The organism is Sulfurimonas sp. (genome assembly GCF_014859695.1).
Lineage (GTDB): Bacteria > Campylobacterota > Campylobacteria > Campylobacterales > Sulfurimonadaceae > Sulfurimonas.
This window is the reverse complement of record NZ_JACUTS010000045.1, coordinates 1-15,618: the sequence shown is the minus strand read 5'-3', so window position 1 is coordinate 15,618 and position 15,618 is coordinate 1. Positions and strand designations below refer to the sequence as shown.

The 15,618-nt window shown below is 39.2% G+C and carries 17 protein-coding genes, 1 tRNA gene and 1 pseudogene; 5 read left to right on the top strand and 14 right to left on the bottom strand.

All coding sequences use genetic code 11. The features are described from left to right. Positions 1-246: 246 nt before the first annotated feature. The 3 genes from IBX42_RS08375 to IBX42_RS08365 all read left to right on the top strand — a co-directional run bounded on the left by IBX42_RS08375 (position 247) and on the right by IBX42_RS08365 (position 1,543). Positions 247-744: a YajQ family cyclic di-GMP-binding protein gene (locus tag IBX42_RS08375; protein WP_294931617.1), complete on the top strand. Its 498-nt coding sequence runs from the start codon at positions 247-249 to the stop codon at positions 742-744. 9 nt (positions 745-753) lie between these two features. Beyond that, positions 754-1,395, top strand: coding sequence for a DNA-binding protein (locus IBX42_RS08370; protein WP_294931614.1), 642 nt, complete (start codon positions 754-756; stop codon positions 1,393-1,395). A gap of 60 nt (positions 1,396-1,455) precedes the next feature. Then, a tRNA-Ser gene (locus IBX42_RS08365) sits at positions 1,456-1,543 on the top strand. 32 nt (positions 1,544-1,575) lie between these two features. Here the strand turns inward: IBX42_RS08365 and IBX42_RS08360 are convergent. Further along, positions 1,576-1,980 carry a hypothetical protein gene (locus IBX42_RS08360; RefSeq protein WP_294931612.1) on the bottom strand — a complete coding sequence of 135 codons (405 nt, stop codon included), beginning with the start codon at positions 1,978-1,980 and terminating at the stop codon, positions 1,576-1,578. A 126-nt stretch (positions 1,981-2,106) separates the two neighbouring features. Between IBX42_RS08360 and IBX42_RS08355 the strand changes: the two genes are divergently transcribed. Then, on the top strand, positions 2,107-2,571 hold the full coding sequence (locus IBX42_RS08355; RefSeq protein ID WP_294931609.1) for a hypothetical protein: 465 nt from the start codon (positions 2,107-2,109) through the stop codon (positions 2,569-2,571). A 2-nt stretch (positions 2,572-2,573) separates the two neighbouring features. Here IBX42_RS08355 and IBX42_RS08350 read toward each other — a convergent pair whose 3' ends face one another. From IBX42_RS08350 to IBX42_RS08330, 5 genes are all read right to left on the bottom strand, one after another. Further along, positions 2,574-4,499: a LapD/MoxY N-terminal periplasmic domain-containing protein gene (locus IBX42_RS08350; RefSeq protein WP_294931607.1), complete on the bottom strand. Its 1,926-nt coding sequence runs from the start codon at positions 4,497-4,499 to the stop codon at positions 2,574-2,576. Beyond that, complete coding sequence (locus IBX42_RS08345) at positions 4,496-5,119, bottom strand: transglutaminase-like cysteine peptidase (protein WP_294931604.1); 624 nt, start codon at positions 5,117-5,119, stop codon at positions 4,496-4,498. Before IBX42_RS08345 ends, IBX42_RS08350 begins: the two co-directional genes overlap by 4 nt. 29 nt (positions 5,120-5,148) lie before the next feature. After that, complete coding sequence (locus IBX42_RS08340; RefSeq protein ID WP_294931601.1) at positions 5,149-6,654, bottom strand: B12-binding domain-containing radical SAM protein; 1,506 nt, start codon at positions 6,652-6,654, stop codon at positions 5,149-5,151. A 155-nt stretch (positions 6,655-6,809) separates the two neighbouring features. Then, a complete protein-coding gene (locus IBX42_RS08335; protein WP_294931598.1) occupies positions 6,810-8,237 on the bottom strand; it encodes a methyl-accepting chemotaxis protein in 1,428 nt (475 codons plus the stop codon). Beyond that, complete coding sequence (locus IBX42_RS08330) at positions 8,206-8,691, bottom strand: PAS domain-containing protein (protein WP_294931595.1); 486 nt, start codon at positions 8,689-8,691, stop codon at positions 8,206-8,208. Before IBX42_RS08330 ends, IBX42_RS08335 begins: the two co-directional genes overlap by 32 nt. A gap of 242 nt (positions 8,692-8,933) precedes the next feature. Between IBX42_RS08330 and IBX42_RS08325 the strand changes: the two genes are divergently transcribed. Further along, the gene (locus IBX42_RS08325; protein WP_294931592.1) at positions 8,934-10,049 is read left to right on the top strand and encodes an MFS transporter; all 1,116 of its coding nucleotides are present in this window, start codon (positions 8,934-8,936) and stop codon (positions 10,047-10,049) included. Here the strand turns inward: IBX42_RS08325 and IBX42_RS08320 are convergent. The 8 genes and pseudogenes from IBX42_RS08320 to IBX42_RS08285 form a co-directional block, all read right to left on the bottom strand. Beyond that, a complete protein-coding gene (locus IBX42_RS08320) occupies positions 10,033-10,728 on the bottom strand; it encodes a DUF481 domain-containing protein (RefSeq protein ID WP_294931589.1) in 696 nt (231 codons plus the stop codon). The genes IBX42_RS08325 and IBX42_RS08320 overlap by 17 nt on opposite strands. A 170-nt stretch (positions 10,729-10,898) precedes the next feature. After that, entirely contained in the window at positions 10,899-11,723 is an 825-nt protein-coding gene (locus IBX42_RS08315; RefSeq protein WP_294931586.1) for a mechanosensitive ion channel domain-containing protein, read from the bottom strand. A gap of 45 nt (positions 11,724-11,768) precedes the next feature. Next, positions 11,769-12,521, bottom strand: a complete 753-nt coding sequence (locus tag IBX42_RS08310) for a DUF481 domain-containing protein (protein WP_294931583.1) — start codon at positions 12,519-12,521, stop codon at positions 11,769-11,771. Between the two features lie 17 nt (positions 12,522-12,538). Then, the gene (locus tag IBX42_RS08305; RefSeq protein WP_294931579.1) at positions 12,539-12,862 is read right to left on the bottom strand and encodes a DUF309 domain-containing protein; all 324 of its coding nucleotides are present in this window, start codon (positions 12,860-12,862) and stop codon (positions 12,539-12,541) included. Beyond that, positions 12,855-13,166, bottom strand: a complete 312-nt coding sequence (locus IBX42_RS08300) for a hypothetical protein (RefSeq protein WP_294931576.1) — start codon at positions 13,164-13,166, stop codon at positions 12,855-12,857. The genes IBX42_RS08305 and IBX42_RS08300 overlap by 8 nt, the downstream gene beginning before the upstream one ends. A 1-nt stretch (position 13,167) precedes the next feature. Continuing rightward, positions 13,168-13,917, bottom strand: a complete 750-nt coding sequence (locus tag IBX42_RS08295; protein ID WP_294931572.1) for a metal ABC transporter permease — start codon at positions 13,915-13,917, stop codon at positions 13,168-13,170. Next, entirely contained in the window at positions 13,914-14,792 is an 879-nt protein-coding gene (locus IBX42_RS08290) for a metal ABC transporter substrate-binding protein (protein WP_294931569.1), read from the bottom strand. The genes IBX42_RS08295 and IBX42_RS08290 overlap by 4 nt, the downstream gene beginning before the upstream one ends. A gap of 2 nt (positions 14,793-14,794) precedes the next feature. Beyond that, positions 14,795-15,618, bottom strand: a pseudogene (locus IBX42_RS08285) (hypothetical protein); the annotation flags it as partial.

Sequence of the window (15,618 nt, the reverse complement as noted above, 5' to 3'; positions counted from 1 at the left end):
CCCTGCCACTAAAACGGACGCGTTCGTTTTAGTGCGTAACATCAGTAAATAAAAAGAACTAGTTCTTTGAGCTTTACGCTGAGCACTAGGTGCCCCTTGAGGGTAAAACCAAGCGTTCAGAAAAAAATTTAGTTTTTTTCTAAGTCATGCTTTAGCATAGAAGCGTAGGTATCGGAATTACTTCCGATACCGTGATGAATAGATAAAGAGTTACTTCATTTTATGAAATAAAATTAAGGAATAGAAATGGCAAAAGAATACTCATTTGATATAAGCGCAAAGATTGATATGCAGAGCTTTAAAAACGCTATAAATCTTGTCGATAAAGAGGTAGCAAACCGCTACGATTTCAAGGGAACACCCTATGAAATCAACTACAAAGAGAAAGACAAGCTTCTGGTGCTTATTGCTTCAAGCGATAACAAACTCGATGCACTCAAAGATATTGTTATAGCAAAGCTATTAAAGCAAGACCTCTCCTCAAAGGTGCTTGAGGAGTTAAAAACTGAAGACTCAAGCGGCAATAACCGTAAAGTGACCTTTAAAATAGTCGATTACATTGAGTCAAAAGAGGCTAAAAAAATCGCAGCCGAGATAAAAAACCTTAAACTCAAAGTTACCGCTCAGATAGAGGGCGATTCCATCAGGGTTAAGGGTGCAAAACTAGACGATTTGCAGAAAGTTATCGCAACTATTCGTTCTATGGAGTGGGAAGCCCCGCTTGTATTCGAAAATATGAGATAGGGTGTCGAGATGACAAAACTAAGTATCTCAGATGCCGCTGATAAGCTTGGCGTTTCAAAAGAGGCGATTCACAATCGCATAAGAAGAGGTTCGCTGCAGAGCGTTGTTGAAGATGGCGTAAAGCTTGTCATATTAAGCCCAAACAAGAGTGCGCAGGCAAAAGCAGCAAACATAAGCGGCAGAAAAGCAGCTTCTCATACAGATGAGAGATACTACAAACTTTTAGAAGAGCAGAATGCAAAACTCCAACAAAAAGTGGAGAGTCTCGAGAGTGAAACAAGAAGCTTAAGAGACCAAAAAGAGCAGATGCTTATAGAAGAGAGAGAAAAAATCGAGCAGATTTATAAAGAGAAGGATGAACAACTAAAAAACATCATAAATGCCATCTCTTCAAAATTTATTCTAAATACCCCGCCTGAAGAACCCCTTGAAGTAGAGATAGAACATATCCAAAAAGAGGATTCGGCACAAGAGAAAAGACTTGTTGCTCTCAATAAATATCTTAAAAGCAAAGATTTCTCCAAAAAAAAGAGGAAAGAGATAAAAGAAGCGTTTAAAATAAGAGCGCAGGATGATCCAAGGGTTATTGAAATAGATAAAAAATACTACATAGATTTACAAAAGTACGACTATAGCGATTTTTCACTCTAAAACAACACTGCTTTAGAGCTATCCTTAAGGCTTTTGAAGGTAAAATTGCACTTCTTTTACGGACAGCTGGCCGAGTGGTCGAAGGCGCACGCCTGGAACGCGTGTATAGGGCAACCTATCTAGGGTTCGAATCCCTAGCTGTCCACCATCAATCAGTTTAACCCCATTTTAAATTTTTACTTAATTATCCGAAGGGTAGTCCATTAAAATAGCCACTTTCTCATCTATTGCATCTATGTTTTCACTGTTATTGAGATCGTGAACCAAGGCAAGTTTCAAAAGGTAACTTTTTTCAACATTGTAAATTTTTTCATCAAGAAAAAATGTATTGGGAAGGTTTAGTTTTCTCATAGTCTCTTGTTTTATGTTAAAGAGTTGATTAGCTGATGCCTCAACAAGACCCAGCTCTTCTATCTTTTGTTGATGCTGTGCATACTCTTGCGAATTTTTGTACTCGTTGGATTCAAGTTTTTTAATCTCGTTTCGCAAATCTTTTATGTACTTATCTTTATCTTTTAAAATAAACAGCATACCTACTACATAAAGCCCTAGTAGAGCAAATCCTATAACTATTAATGCTTCCATCTCGTTGTTTTCCTTTTTGGCAAATTTGACGATACCACTATCTATAAATACTATATGCCCTCATAGAGTATCGCTTTAGTGGGTTTTATTTTTGTTGGGGTATAATACAATAAAAAAGTGGCAACAATGGAAACCGAATTTATTATAAAAACTATTATCGGACTGATTGTTATTTTAGCTTTCTTAATATTTTTGCTTTTGTTGCAACCTAAAAATAAGAGGCAGAGGCAGCAAGATAATCTCCATGTAGCAGAGATAAAAAAAGATACGAAAGAGGAGAACTCTTCTGCCAATACCGATCTGTTTTATCTGGTCGATATCATAAAAAATAAAAAATCAAGTGCGGATACTCTCTCGGAAGCCCTTGAACTTATTATAAAACATCACGGGCAGGTTCATAAGAAGCTCGGACTTAGACCTCATCCTGATTTTGACACATATATAGATATCTTATTTACGATATGCAGACACCCAAACGCAAATAAAGATATTATTATAACGTTTGATAGAGAGCTTGAGAAGCTAAATCCTGAGTACAAGCAGGAGATAAATGAGGCGATAGCAAAGGGATTGAACTCCAGAGGGCTTTAGCCTTAATCTAACTCAAGAGTCTCCGTAATTTTTCCCTGTACTATAGAAATTCCCTTCTCTCGTAACATCTCAAGTGTCTCCATGTCGCTCACACCTACCGCAATCAGCGAGATGCCTATACTGTCGGTAATTAACCTGAGTGATGAGATTGACTGATCACTCTGTGTCAAGAAGTAGCTACTCTGTGCTTTTATATATGAAGGTCTTAGCTCTTTGAGATATTGGTAGTCTTCGCTCTCGCCGATAAATTCGAAGATACCTATATCAATGCTATATCTTCTAAAGAGCTCTATATACTCTCTAATATTTTTAGAATCTTGGCGTACTAATCTGTCTGGGAGCTCAATGATAAGTTTAAACGCAAGCATCGACGCATTTGCCCGCAGAAGCTCACTTATCTCATGGTAGGTCTCTTGCTTTTGTAGGTACTCTTGCGGGAGTCTAAGTGAATAAGTTGAAGCACCAAGAAGAGAGACTGAGTCGTTAAAAAGCATAGTCACTATCTTTTTGTAAATATCGCAGCTAAGACCTGACCGGATAGCAGGTGCCATAAATTGGGCATAGCCATAAGAGCTATTTTTATCTAAAATTAGATTTATGCTTAGGACATGATGAACTGTTTTCATATTTTTTATATCTACTACTGCCCACGAAACAAAGCTAAATCTACTCTTCTCTATAGCTTTGTTAATAAGTTGCTTCCAGGCAACTTTGCCCATTACTTCGACAGCGGTGTCTGTTTTTTCTAGATGTATATGTTCATTGTTAAATTTTGCCTGTGCCAATGCATTGTCCGAGCGTGAAAAGAGTTCGGAGATGCTATTTTTATGATTGTATTCATATATTCCTATACATACAAAAGTCTCATGTTGGTTAAGCCCTGCCGAGTCTATCGCATTAAAGCAACTTTTTTGTATGCTTTTTGCAAGTTTTATGGCATCGCTTTCAGAGTAACCGGGTAGAAAAATAGAAAATTCTGTGCCGTTAATTCTTGCAACGATGGATTCATTTATATCTCTTGTGCTTTTTCTAAAAATCTCTGCAATGGCTACAAATAGTTTGTCTACCTGCTGGTGTCCTATTCTCTCGTTGGCTTCATTTATCCCATTGAAGGCTACAATCATATTTACACCGCCCTCATAAGAGGCGTCAACTTTGAGATATGCCGGAAGTCTGTCTATGAGATATTTTCGATTTCTAAGCTGGGTATCTTCGTCTGTGTACTCAAGCTCTTTGTGTGCTTTTAGCTCCTCGTTTCCTTTGTCAAACATTGCTTTTACTTTTGAAACCATATTGTTCATTCCAAGAACGACATCAGATAGTTCTTTGGTGTAAGGGATATTCTCTTGAATTATAAACTCGTTTTTGGTAATTGCCGTCGCCTGTTTTTGTACCTCTTTTAAAGGTCTAAGAATAGCATGTAATAGAAGGTTGAGAACAGCAAGAGAGAGAGCGGCAATAATGGCAAAAGAGATGAGCAGATCCATTAAAATTGAGTAGAGTTGCTTGTACGCGTATGTCGAATCGCTTTGAATATGCAGAATTCCAACTTGACTCCAGCCAGCTGATACGTTTGCAAAAGCAACGGGCGCCCTAAGTGCTACCAGCTTTGTAAACCACTTTGGAACAACAACTAGATCACTCTCCGTTACCCTTTCATAAAGCGGATTATTCTCAACATCAACAAGAGCTATTTTGCGGTAGTTTCCGCTGTCAAAATTTGCGTTTATCATAGTAGACATCATGGAGAGGTCACCGTTTGCACCGCCAAGTGAAAGACTTAGCGAGGTTGCCGTATTTTTGGCATCTTCATAGAGCCTCTCTTCAACGCCCCTGTTTACGCTTTGAAAGTTTAGTACCAAGACGGTTGTAAGTATGATAAGCAAAAATAGTGATAACAATAAAGCTGTCTGTTTGTAGAGTGTCATATCTTTTTCCTTTGCATGTTGAGCTTTAGCTCATCCCATTTTTTGTGTGATTTTTCATTTTTTTTGTCCGCTTCATCAAGAATATCACCGTTAAAATTATAGATCGGAGTTAAATCTTTTCTCTGCGATGCGGGGAATATTTTGCGATTGTAGTTGTCTAAAACAAGCGGCTCGCTTTTTGGTGTTTCAAAGTAGGTAAGAACCATATGAGGCTCTTTAAATTTTGTGGAACGGACATATGTAAAGAAGAGTTTTTTGTAATCTACTTCAAGATATTTTAGAGCAAAATATTTGCTAATAACATAATCTTCACAATCTCCTCTATCTTTACCCAGAAACTCCCAAGGTGTTGCCCAATAATCGCTCTTGCCGTAGACCTTTATATCGCTGGAGTATCTGACCTCATTAAAAAAGTCATTTACTGCCTCAAGTTTTTCAAGATCAGATTTATATCTTACATTATCGAGTGTCTCTTGAAGCAGCTCAAATCTTTTTTTTGCGTATATTTTATATTTATTGCTGATTTTCTCCAGAAGAGAATCTTCTACATAAGGCTCATCCGCATGGGTTATGTTTGTAAATAGTAGCGATAGTATTAAAAGCACTTTTAGTTTAAACATGTGATGATTATATCCAAAAATTTCTGATATTATTGCTGTCTTTTATTAAAACCGGATGTTCCCTGTTTATCTTTTATGCTTATAGTTTGAGCGTAGTTTTTCAGGTAACTCGGAACCGCTCTGCCTTTAATTTTCATCATATCCTCAAGCATGTTTTGTGCAACAAACTCCACGTTCATCTCTTTTATTTCACAAAGATATTTAAAGAGAAGCTCGCCGAGTCTTGGCAGCGAGATTTGCCATGTGGAATCGGTTTGGGAGTATATCCAGAGGCTAAAATCATAAAAATTCTCAAATACGCTCTCTTCTTGCCAAATCAGCTCTACACTCTGTTTGAAATTTCCGCTGTTATAGGTTAAATCCCAAAATCTTGAGAATCTTTTCATTATCTGTATATCTTCAAATGAGAGCGTAGAGGTTTGAAGTACATCATAGGGAGGGATATCACTGTAGAGCATTCCACACTCGATATCATGGCGGTTTATGTAGGTTCCTGAGAGTTTTTTTAGGATGCCTATCTGTATCTCACTATGGCTTAAGCGTACGAGTTCGTCAAGATTGGCTCCAAAACTCTCAATCGTTTCTCCGGGAAGCCCGACAATCAAATCAAGATGCATGTGCGCATAAGTACGTTCTTGTAAAAACCGTATATTCTCTTTGATTTTGTCTAACTTTAGAGGTCTTGAGATGTTCGCGGCAATCTCCGGATTTAGAGTTTGTATGCCGATTTCAAGTTGCAGGGCTCCCTCTGGAAATAGAGCGATTTTAGCTTTGAGCGAATCCGGAAAGTGATCGGGAACAACTTCGAAATGGGCAAAATAGGGCGGCTTCTCCTCTTTTGCTAGAAAAAAGTCTAGCAGTCTGTTGGCAGTTTTTATGTTTAGGTTGAATGTTCTGTCTATAAATTTAAACGCTCTTGCGCCCCGTTGCCAAAGAAGTTCAAACTCCTCTAAAAGCGTATCAAGGTCAAACGCCCGCACCTTCTCATCCATGGAAGAGAGACAAAACTCACACTCAAAAGGGCATCCGCGAGAAGCTTCGACATAGATATATCTGTTTTTAATATCATCATCGGTGTAAAACCTGTATGGAAGCGCTATATTTTTCAGAGATGGCATACTCATTTTAATAACTCTCTCATTAGCAGAGTTGTTAAAAATTTTAACGCATAGCTCATAAAATGCTATGTCTCCTTCGCCCTGAACGATAAAATCCGCAAGATCAAGATTTACCCTAAAGGGTTCATGCGAGACCTCGGGTCCTCCCAGGATTATTGTTGTGCCTGGAGAGACTTTTTTAATGATGTGAATAAGTTCGCTTACATAAGAGACATTCCAGATGTAGACGCCTATGCCTATAATCTCAGGTTTATGAACAAGCAGCTTCTCTGCGATGCTTTGCACGGCATCATTAATACTAAACTCCAGTATTATTGCATCTTCTTGAAGCTCTTTTAAGTTAGCGTAAAGATATCTAAGCGCAATTGATGTATGTGTGAATCTTGAATTGAGAGTTGTGAGTACGATTTTTTTCATAAGGGAAGTTTAGCATAATTATCCACCCCTAAAGGGGGGAGGAAGGAATGGATAATAAAATAATTTATAGGTTGTATTGTCTCAAAAATGAAAGGGGTTGAACATAATTGAGATGCATAATTATATTAATTATAAGTTAATAATGAGTAAATAATTTAAAATTCTTTCACAATATTGTCAAGTTGTTTAAACATCTCATCTGCAGCCTCTTCCATCGCTTTGAAATTCTGAACTATCGTATCGACATTTTCGCTCTTAAATGTCGTGTTGTTCTTGATAAAAGAGAGATTGCCCGCAATAGAGCTGTGAACTTTTTTATGAACTTGACCGATAACTCTGTAAGCGTTAGTATGCCCGAAATACTCTGCACCTTCGTTAGCGTACCACTTGCCTATATTGCAGCTGGTAGGGTCTTTATATACATAAGACTCTTTTGAGTCAAATATTGATGAGTAGGCATCGGTTTTAAATAGAGCAAGTTCGACTTTCATTGAGGTTGCCATTAGTCTGCTCTCAATTTTTTTAGACGTATCGGCTGATTGCTCGGCAGACCTGTTTAGTTGAGAGAATGTCTGCTCGAACTCGTTTACGACATCATTTGATTTTTGTGCAATATCTGAGATATTGTCGGAATTTGCGCGTATATCGTTAGAGCCTTGCTGGAGAGTAGATATTGTCATCTCGATCTCATTTGTAGCTTTTTGAGTTCTCTCTGCCAGTTTTCTTACCTCATCGGCAACAACGGCAAAGCCTCTTCCGTGCTCACCGGCGCGAGCTGCTTCAATTGCGGCATTAAGTGCAAGCAGGTTTGTCTGATCTGCGATATCTTTGATAAGCCCTACTACGACGGAGATCTCATTTGATCTATGTTCAAGATTTACGATTGCGTCATGAGAAGATGAGATAAGATTTACAAGAGTACTGAAACTATCACTTATCTCTTGAACATCCTGCAGGCTTTTTGATGAGAGAGCTGCTGTTGTTTTTGATACATCTGCGATAACCGTCGAGTCTTTTTGTGCAAGAGCGATGTCGTCATGGATTGTTTCAAAAGCATTGCTCGCTCCGCCGCTTAGAGTGTTTAGTTTTTGCGAGAGCTCGCCTTTTATCTTTGAAGTGTACCCCTCTGCGATATAGCCCATAATACTGTTTAGCTCTTTTGATGTGCTGTAGAAACTTCCATGAAGCCCGGATGCGTATGTAAGCCTATAGTTTTTACCGCGCGAAGCGTAATCTACTGATGCGTGTACATCTCTCATAAATGCTTCAAGCTGATCAAGAGCATCGTTCAGGCTCCATGCAAACTGTGATTCTATAGAGTCGTTGTCGGGTATATGAGTAACACGTCCCTCAAGGTCTCCATTTGCAACCTCTTTTAAAACCTTTATCATCGACTGGTAAGTCGGAGATTTTAGCTCGCAGTCGTTGTCCACTCTTATAAAAGCAGAAGCTGCTAAAGCCAGAAGAATCAAGCCTAAAAGGATAAAGTTTTGAATAATTAGTGCATAGACTCCAACAGATATAACTGTTAAAAAGAGTAGGGTGCTTTGTCTATTTTTGAAGAGAGATGATAAGTTCGTCATAACCTACTCCTTTTTCTTGTAATATGTCCGTTAGAACTTTAAATGAAGCCTCTACGCCTTCGCTTTTCTCAACTCTTAGCATCTCTTTGTATAGAGGGATGATTACTTTTAGGGCTTCAGGATTTGGCTTTCTTCTAACAGAGTAGTAGCCTATGATCTTGCCGTTCTTATCAACTGAGGCAGTTACATTTGTAAAAACCCAGTAGTGATTATCATTTTTTGTTCTGTTTACGACAAATGCAAATACCTCTTGCTTTGTCGGAATCGTATCCCATAAAAATTTGAAAACAGCCTTTGGCATATCAGGATGTCTTATGATGCTGTGCGGTTTCCCAAGGAGTTCCTCCTCCTTGTATTCCGCCATCTCCATAAATATTTTATTGCAGTAGGTTATTTTACCCTTCAGGTCTGTTTTAGATACAATAAAGTCATTGTCTGCCATCTCTTTTAGCATAAAAATACCTTTTAGTTAATTAGTGAGATTCACTTTGTCTTTCAATAGTCCTTGAAATATTGTCAGAATTGTAGCACAATTCTAAAATTTTTAAGACAATTCTAATATTAAATTATAAAGAAATGTGATAAAAAACAGGGATGGTGAACTCGTTCTTCAGAGTGCCACCAAGGTGCAATTTTATATAGATTTGAGTTTGTATTAGCGTATAGAATCTTTATATCTTTAAGATATAATTTCGAATGTCATTTTTACTAGCAATTTTTTACTTTTTTTACTTCTCAATCATCGGGGTCTATATAATATTTCTGCCGAAGGTCTTGTCCATGGCAGGCTATAGCGCAAGCGATATCGGTATCATATTTGCGGCGGCTCCGCTTGTGCGTTTTATTGTCCCGTTTGCATTTATAAAGGGGCTGAAAATAAATGTAAAAAGCTTCAATATTTCGCTTCTTATTATGTGTCTTAGTGCCGTCTCTTTTTACTTCTCGCTGGATAGTTTTTATAAACTTCTTTTCTCAAACATTACTCTTGGAGTGGGTCTTAGCATCGTCCTTCCATATGTCGAGCTTATATCGCTTAAGCATCTAGGTAAAGAGGAGTATGGCAAGATTAGACTTTTTGGCTCAGTCGGGTTTATTTTAGTCGCGATGGTATTGGTAAAGTTTTTAAGTTCCCCTAGTGTCGCACTTATCTATCTGCTTGTTTTAACATTTGTTACATCGATTTTTGCCTATGTGATTGCAAAGAGGGCGGATGCTCTATTGGAGAGAAGTGAAGAGGTAACTAACGATATAAATCTTTTAAAAGATTGGAGATTATGGGCGGGGCTTACCCTTATGCAGGTAAGTTTCGGCTCATTTTACAACTTCTTTACTATCTATGTGACCGATCATGGGATAACACTCGATATTGCCGTATATCTATGGAGTTTTGGGGTTGTCGTTGAGATTTTTATGCTCTATTTTCAAGGCGCGCTCCTTCGCAGAAATCTTCTTCTGATACTTCAATTTACCACCTTCGCAACTGCTCTTAGATGGTTTATACTCTTTATGTTCCCCGATAACGTGACTATGCTATTTGTATCGCAGACTCTTCATGCTCTTAGTTTTGCACTATTTCACTCTGCAGCGATTAGCTATCTATTTCATCTTTACAAGCATAAATCGCTTGCACAGCAGTTTTTCTCAGGCATAACTTACGGATTTGGGGCGTTTGCGGGGGCCCTTATAGCAGGATATGTTTACGAGCTATATCCAAGCTATCTCTTTTTGAGTGCGACTCTCATCGCACTTGGGGCAACGTACTCTTTGTATCTCTGGGGAGCCGACCTAAACAAGATTAGTAGTCGGCTATAAGACTAAAAGAGAAGACTCTGTCTGTTGAGGTTTTGCCAAATGCCGGCTTATTTATATAGTCAACATAGTAGTTAACACCTGCTGAGAAAATATCGGATATTTTGAGCGAGAGAGAACTTTTTGAGTAGACAAAGTAGTTGTCTGCATCTGAGAACTCAGATCTGTAGCTAAGCGTTTGGTTAAACTTTACGTTCTCTTTTATTTGAGCGCTGTAGAGAAGTTGTGCTCTATATGCCGCGTAAGAGTTTGTATAGCCGTCGTTTTGGTTTATGCTTCCCTCAGGGTAAGGGTATGAAACGGGTACGCCGCCGAGAGTATATGTATCTTGAATGTCATCATATGCGTAAAGTATGTTTCCATCAACCGACAACTCTTGAGTCGGAGTTTTTATAACCTTGTATTTTGCACCCGGACCTGTATAGAACTGATAGTAAAAACCTGAGAATTTATCATCTTTGTACCCCAGCAGATAGTTAAGAGAAAATCTCTCGCTAAGCGCGTATTCATATAGAAGTTCGCTTAAAAATCTGTTTCTGCTCTCAATTGTGTCGTGTTCGCCATATTGGTAGAGCAGGGAGAGCTCAAGAGAGTGGTTGTCGAAACTGTTTTTTATTTTTGTATCGACGTTAAAAGCTTCAGAGTCAGAGTTCCCTGAGTTTAAGATATAACCGAGTTCCATGCGGGCGTTTAGTTCATATCTTGGCTTTGGAAGTTGAGACTCTAAGTTTTTTATGTTTTCATTGAGTTTTTCAACTTCGGCTTTTGTACTCTCTATCTCACTTTTTATCTGCGCCTCATCTGCCGCTAGGAAAGAAGCGGCAATAAGAGATAAAATAACTATATTTTTCTTTATTTTTCTTCCTTTTGTGCTTGTAAATGTATATTCATCTGCGGGAATGGAATAGAGATACCCTCTGCATCAAATGCGAGCTTTACCTTCTCTATCATATCAAAGTGGACATCCCAGAACTGCTCTGTTTTTACCCAAACGCGAAATACAAAGTTTACGCTGTTGTCTGCCAACTCTCCAACTGCTACAAATGGGGCAGGCTCTTGCAGAACTCTCTCATCCTCTTTTGTGATTCGCGTTAATATCTCTTTGGCTAGTTTTAAGTCGTCATTGTAGTCAATCCCAAAAACAAGGTTTATTCTGCGTGTCGGTTTACTTGAGTAGTTTGTTATGTTTGAGCCTATAACTGCAGAGTTTGGAATCATTATAGTTTTATTATCGGGTGTTGCCATTATGGTCGAGAAAAGATTTATCACTTCTACCTTACCCGATGCGCCTGCGGCATCAATAAAATCTCCAACTTTAAAAGGTTTGAAGATGATAATGAGCACTGCAGCGCCGATGTTTGAGAGAGAGTCCTTGAGTGCAAGACCGATAGCCAACGATGCCGCACCAAATACTGCTAAAAAGGATGTTGTGTTAATACCAAGTGCATTTAAAGATGCCAAGATAATAACGATAAGCAGAGCGAAGTAGATAACGTTTTCTAAAAATTCGACAAGCGTGAGGTCAACGTCGGCTTTTAGCATCAGTTTTTTTGTAAAGGTAGTGAACTTTCTAACACTCCACTTCCCTATAAAAAATATCGCTATTGCAGCAATAACTTTTAAACCGTACTCGCTTGCATAAACAATAGCCAAATCGCTATATTTTGAGATATCCATGCTCTATCCTTTATTTAATGTCTGCGGATTATAACAAAACGAAAATTAAAAGTTAAAGATAAAAGAGGTGTTTTGTGTAAAGTCGTATCTCTGGACACCTATGGGAGGTTTGCTATCCGTATTGTAAGATAATGAGAATTTTAAGAGAAGGTTTTTGTAGATATCTAGCTTTAGTTCGACCTCGTGAGATTGAACGTTATCGCTAAAATCTTTTACTTTTGGCTGATAGTAGAGGGTGTATGCAATTGAAGAGCTTTTATTGAAATTTATGGAGTATGCAAAATATGCATTTGCTCTAATGTTCTCTTCGGATGGATTTATAAGCGGATTGTTATAGACAATATCCTCATAAAAAGCGCCTAGACCGAGGTAGCCTCTTGAGTTTTGAATTATATCTTTGAGTTTAAATCTTCCGCCAAGACCTGCAAGAGCTCTGCTGTTTATATGTTTAAACTCATCATTCTCAAGCTGTAGAAAGCCTTCGCCTCTGATTAGCTCTTCTGTAATAGCGTGAATATATCTTGCATGCGAGAAGAGTTTGTTCGTGTTCTCCTCCCCGTTCGCTTTGCCGTAAGCTCCCGATATCTCCGCCCATGTGACATAGGTCGTGTTGCTGTCATATGTTGTTCTTGCCGAAGCTTTGTAGCTGTCTGTGTCTGTATTTCCTCTTTTTGTCTCCAGAGCTGCTTCGATGGTGCTTGAGAAGCCGGGTTTATCGCCAATCTCAACAGGAGCGATTGAGACGAGAGCAAAAAGGTGTTGGGTAATAATAAGTGTAACTAGCAGTAAAAATTTCATAGTGCGAATTTTACCCGCTACTTTATAAAACTCTTCTTGATTCGCTCTATTTCATCTACGATAAGAAGATATTTTTCCTTATGCACGGAGTCTATTGTATCGATGAGATTTTTATATTTGAGGTAGTTGTCCCAAACTTTTTTTGAGGCTTCCGTTTTGCCTTTTTTGTGTAGCTCAAAGCAGACGGAGGCATTGATGAAGCCTTTGAGAAGCCTTACCTCGTCGGAGACCTCAAACCTTCTCTCAAACCAAAGTCTCTCCAGATCTTCATGCGCATCGTAGAAGTTTTGGCTTCTCAGATTTTGTACAAAAAGATCTAGCTGCTCTTCGTGCCTACTCATCAAAAATCATCATATTTTCTCTCCAGTAGCCTCTGCCGCCCTTTAGAGATATGCAGTGATGTTTTGGAAATTTCTCTTTGAACTCTTTTAGCCTGTTGAGGGTCGCTTTTCCGCTGTCGCAGTAAAAGACAAAAACGCTCCCCTGCGGCTCTTCTCTTAGTTCAAAAGGGTTATAAATAATGGTATCGGCATTGTCAATCGGTGCGAGGATGGTATCGATAAGGAGTACTTTTACACCCTCGGCTTCAAGCTTTTTTTTGTTTTGTAAAAACTCTTTTTGCGTCCACTCGTTTGGAAATTCCATATCAGCCCTCATGTGCCTTTTTTGATGTTGTCAAAACCGCAGCCGCGGTTAAAGCGGCGCCTAAAAAAACGATACTGTAACCGGTCGGCAAGTCATAGAAGTATGATAGTATAATCGCGCTTATACTAAAAAACCATCCAAAAAAGAAACCGCCCAGTAAAGGCTTTTTAAAGTTTAGTGAGAGCGCTACAAACGGCGGTGCTATAAGAAGAACAAAAACGACAAAAACTCCAGCAAGTGCAACCGAAGAGGTAACGGTAATGGCAAGAAGAGAGAAGAAGAGAAGCTCTTTGAGAAAACCGTTTAATTTTGGATATATAAAGTAGAGAGCAAGGGCTATAAATGAGTATATAACCGCACTCTTTGCAACTTCAATCGGAGGGGTAAAAAGTATATCGCTTGCAAGAAGCGATTTGAAATGCTCCATCCCCTCAGCTGAGTGAGAGAGAACCATCATGATGCCGCTTGCGCCTAAAACATAAAGTATCCCGATGAAGGCTTCAAGATGGAGCTTTCTTGTCGAGGCAAAGGCTATAAGAAATGCGCTCAAAAGTGCAAAGCTAAGTGTTAAGAGATAGAAGTGCTCTTCGTGAAAATAGCCAAGGCTGATGGATGAGCCAAGGGCTGCGAACTGTGCGATGGCAAGGTCGGTAAAGATGATGCCGCGTTTTAGTATCTCCATACCGAAATAGGAGTGAAGCATCACAAGGATGATAACAAGGGCGATGGGAACAAGCAGAATATCTATCATTTTATGGCACCGCTTAGATGGTCAAAGAGCGCGCTTAGGTTGTCGATACTCTCAAGTGCTTCTATGTCGTGGGGCATTAAAACCACCTTTATTCCAGTTTTCTGGCTTATAAAATCGGCTGTTTTCGTTGAGTGGTAAACATCATGTAGTATGCAGCAAGGGTTCTCTTTTTTTATAAGCTCTATCGTTTCAATCACATGTTTTGAAGATGGCGGAATTCCGGGAAGAGGCTCGATAGTCCCGATGTTTACAAGCCCGTATGCCTTGTTGAAGTAGGCTAGGTTGTCGTGAAATTGGATGACTTTCAAACCTTTTTTGTCGCTCATCTTTTGACTCCACTCACTCATCTTTTTGTTCCACATATCTGAAAAATCAGCAAAGTTTTTCTCATAAACATCTCTGTGCTCAGTGTCTATTGAGATTAAAAACTCTTTTATGGTATTTGCAAGGAGCAGAATATTTTTCGGGTCAAGATGAAAGTGCGGATTGCCGTCTGGATGGATGTCTCCATCTTTTCTATCTACTTCGCTTGGTTTTTGGATAAGTTCGACATGGTGCGAGAGATTTAAAAAAGTTGCAGATGATGGTGAAGTCTTCGGGTTTCCTGCACGGTTAATAAGAGGAGGAAGCCAGCCAATCTCAAGCTGTCCGCCGTTCATGATAAGCGCATCCGCATTTCTAACTTTTGCGATTAGCGAAGGGCGTGGGATGATAAAGTGTGGGTCCCAGTTTCCCTTTGCCAAAACGGTAGTCGTAATATGCTCGCCGCCCACTGTTTTAGTAAGCGCCCCTATGTAAGGGTAGCTTACCGCAATATTTAGATGCGCTAACAGTGTTAGCGGCAGAAGCGTTAGCAGTGTTAGTAATTTTTTCATCATTAAAAACTATGTGCCGCGTGCGCGCCGATAGAGATGTTTGCTTGAAGGATGATAGTGTTTATCTTCTCTCTTTGACCATCTTCGTTAAACATTGCATTATCACGGCTGTATTGAAGTCTAAATCTTGCGAACTCACTTGTGTGGTACTCTACCATTGCCGTATATTTGTCAAGTCCGTCTGGTTGTGCAACATCTGCGCCATTTTTAGTAACATCATTTTTGAGTATCGTGTCGTATCTCACACCCATTCTCCAGTTTTTATCGTGCGTGTAGATAAGTTGTGAGTAGAGACCGCTCTGTTTTTTATTCATACTAATACCATTATTGAAAATATAGTCACCATTGATATCTGTTAACAAGTTCCCATTGCTATCTTTTTTGTTTGCATACTGAATACCGTCAAGTTCCCTCTCTAGATATTCACTCTGCCATTTAATAGAGCTATAAGAATCGAGAGCATGCAGAAGAATAAAATCGGCACCGTAAAGTTTTGCATCGCCACTAAATGCGTGTCCTTCTTCAGCCTCACTGCTATGGTCTATTCTCGACTCACCTTGCGCATAAGAGATACCGCCCAAAAGTGTTGTAGCGCCAAAGTCGTGAGATGCCTTGATGTAACCTACATAAAGAGATGCTCCATCATTTCCTTCAACTTCTGCAGGACTTGCAGCTTCATTAATTCCCGTTAAGTCCATTGACTCTTTCCCAAACATCTGCTCGTTTTCGCCTTGAAGTATCTCAAAACCTGCCATGAGGTAAAAAGGAGTAGGAGCCGTCCATTGAATCTGTGCACCTACTTCATTGATGCCGTGCATTCCCAAAA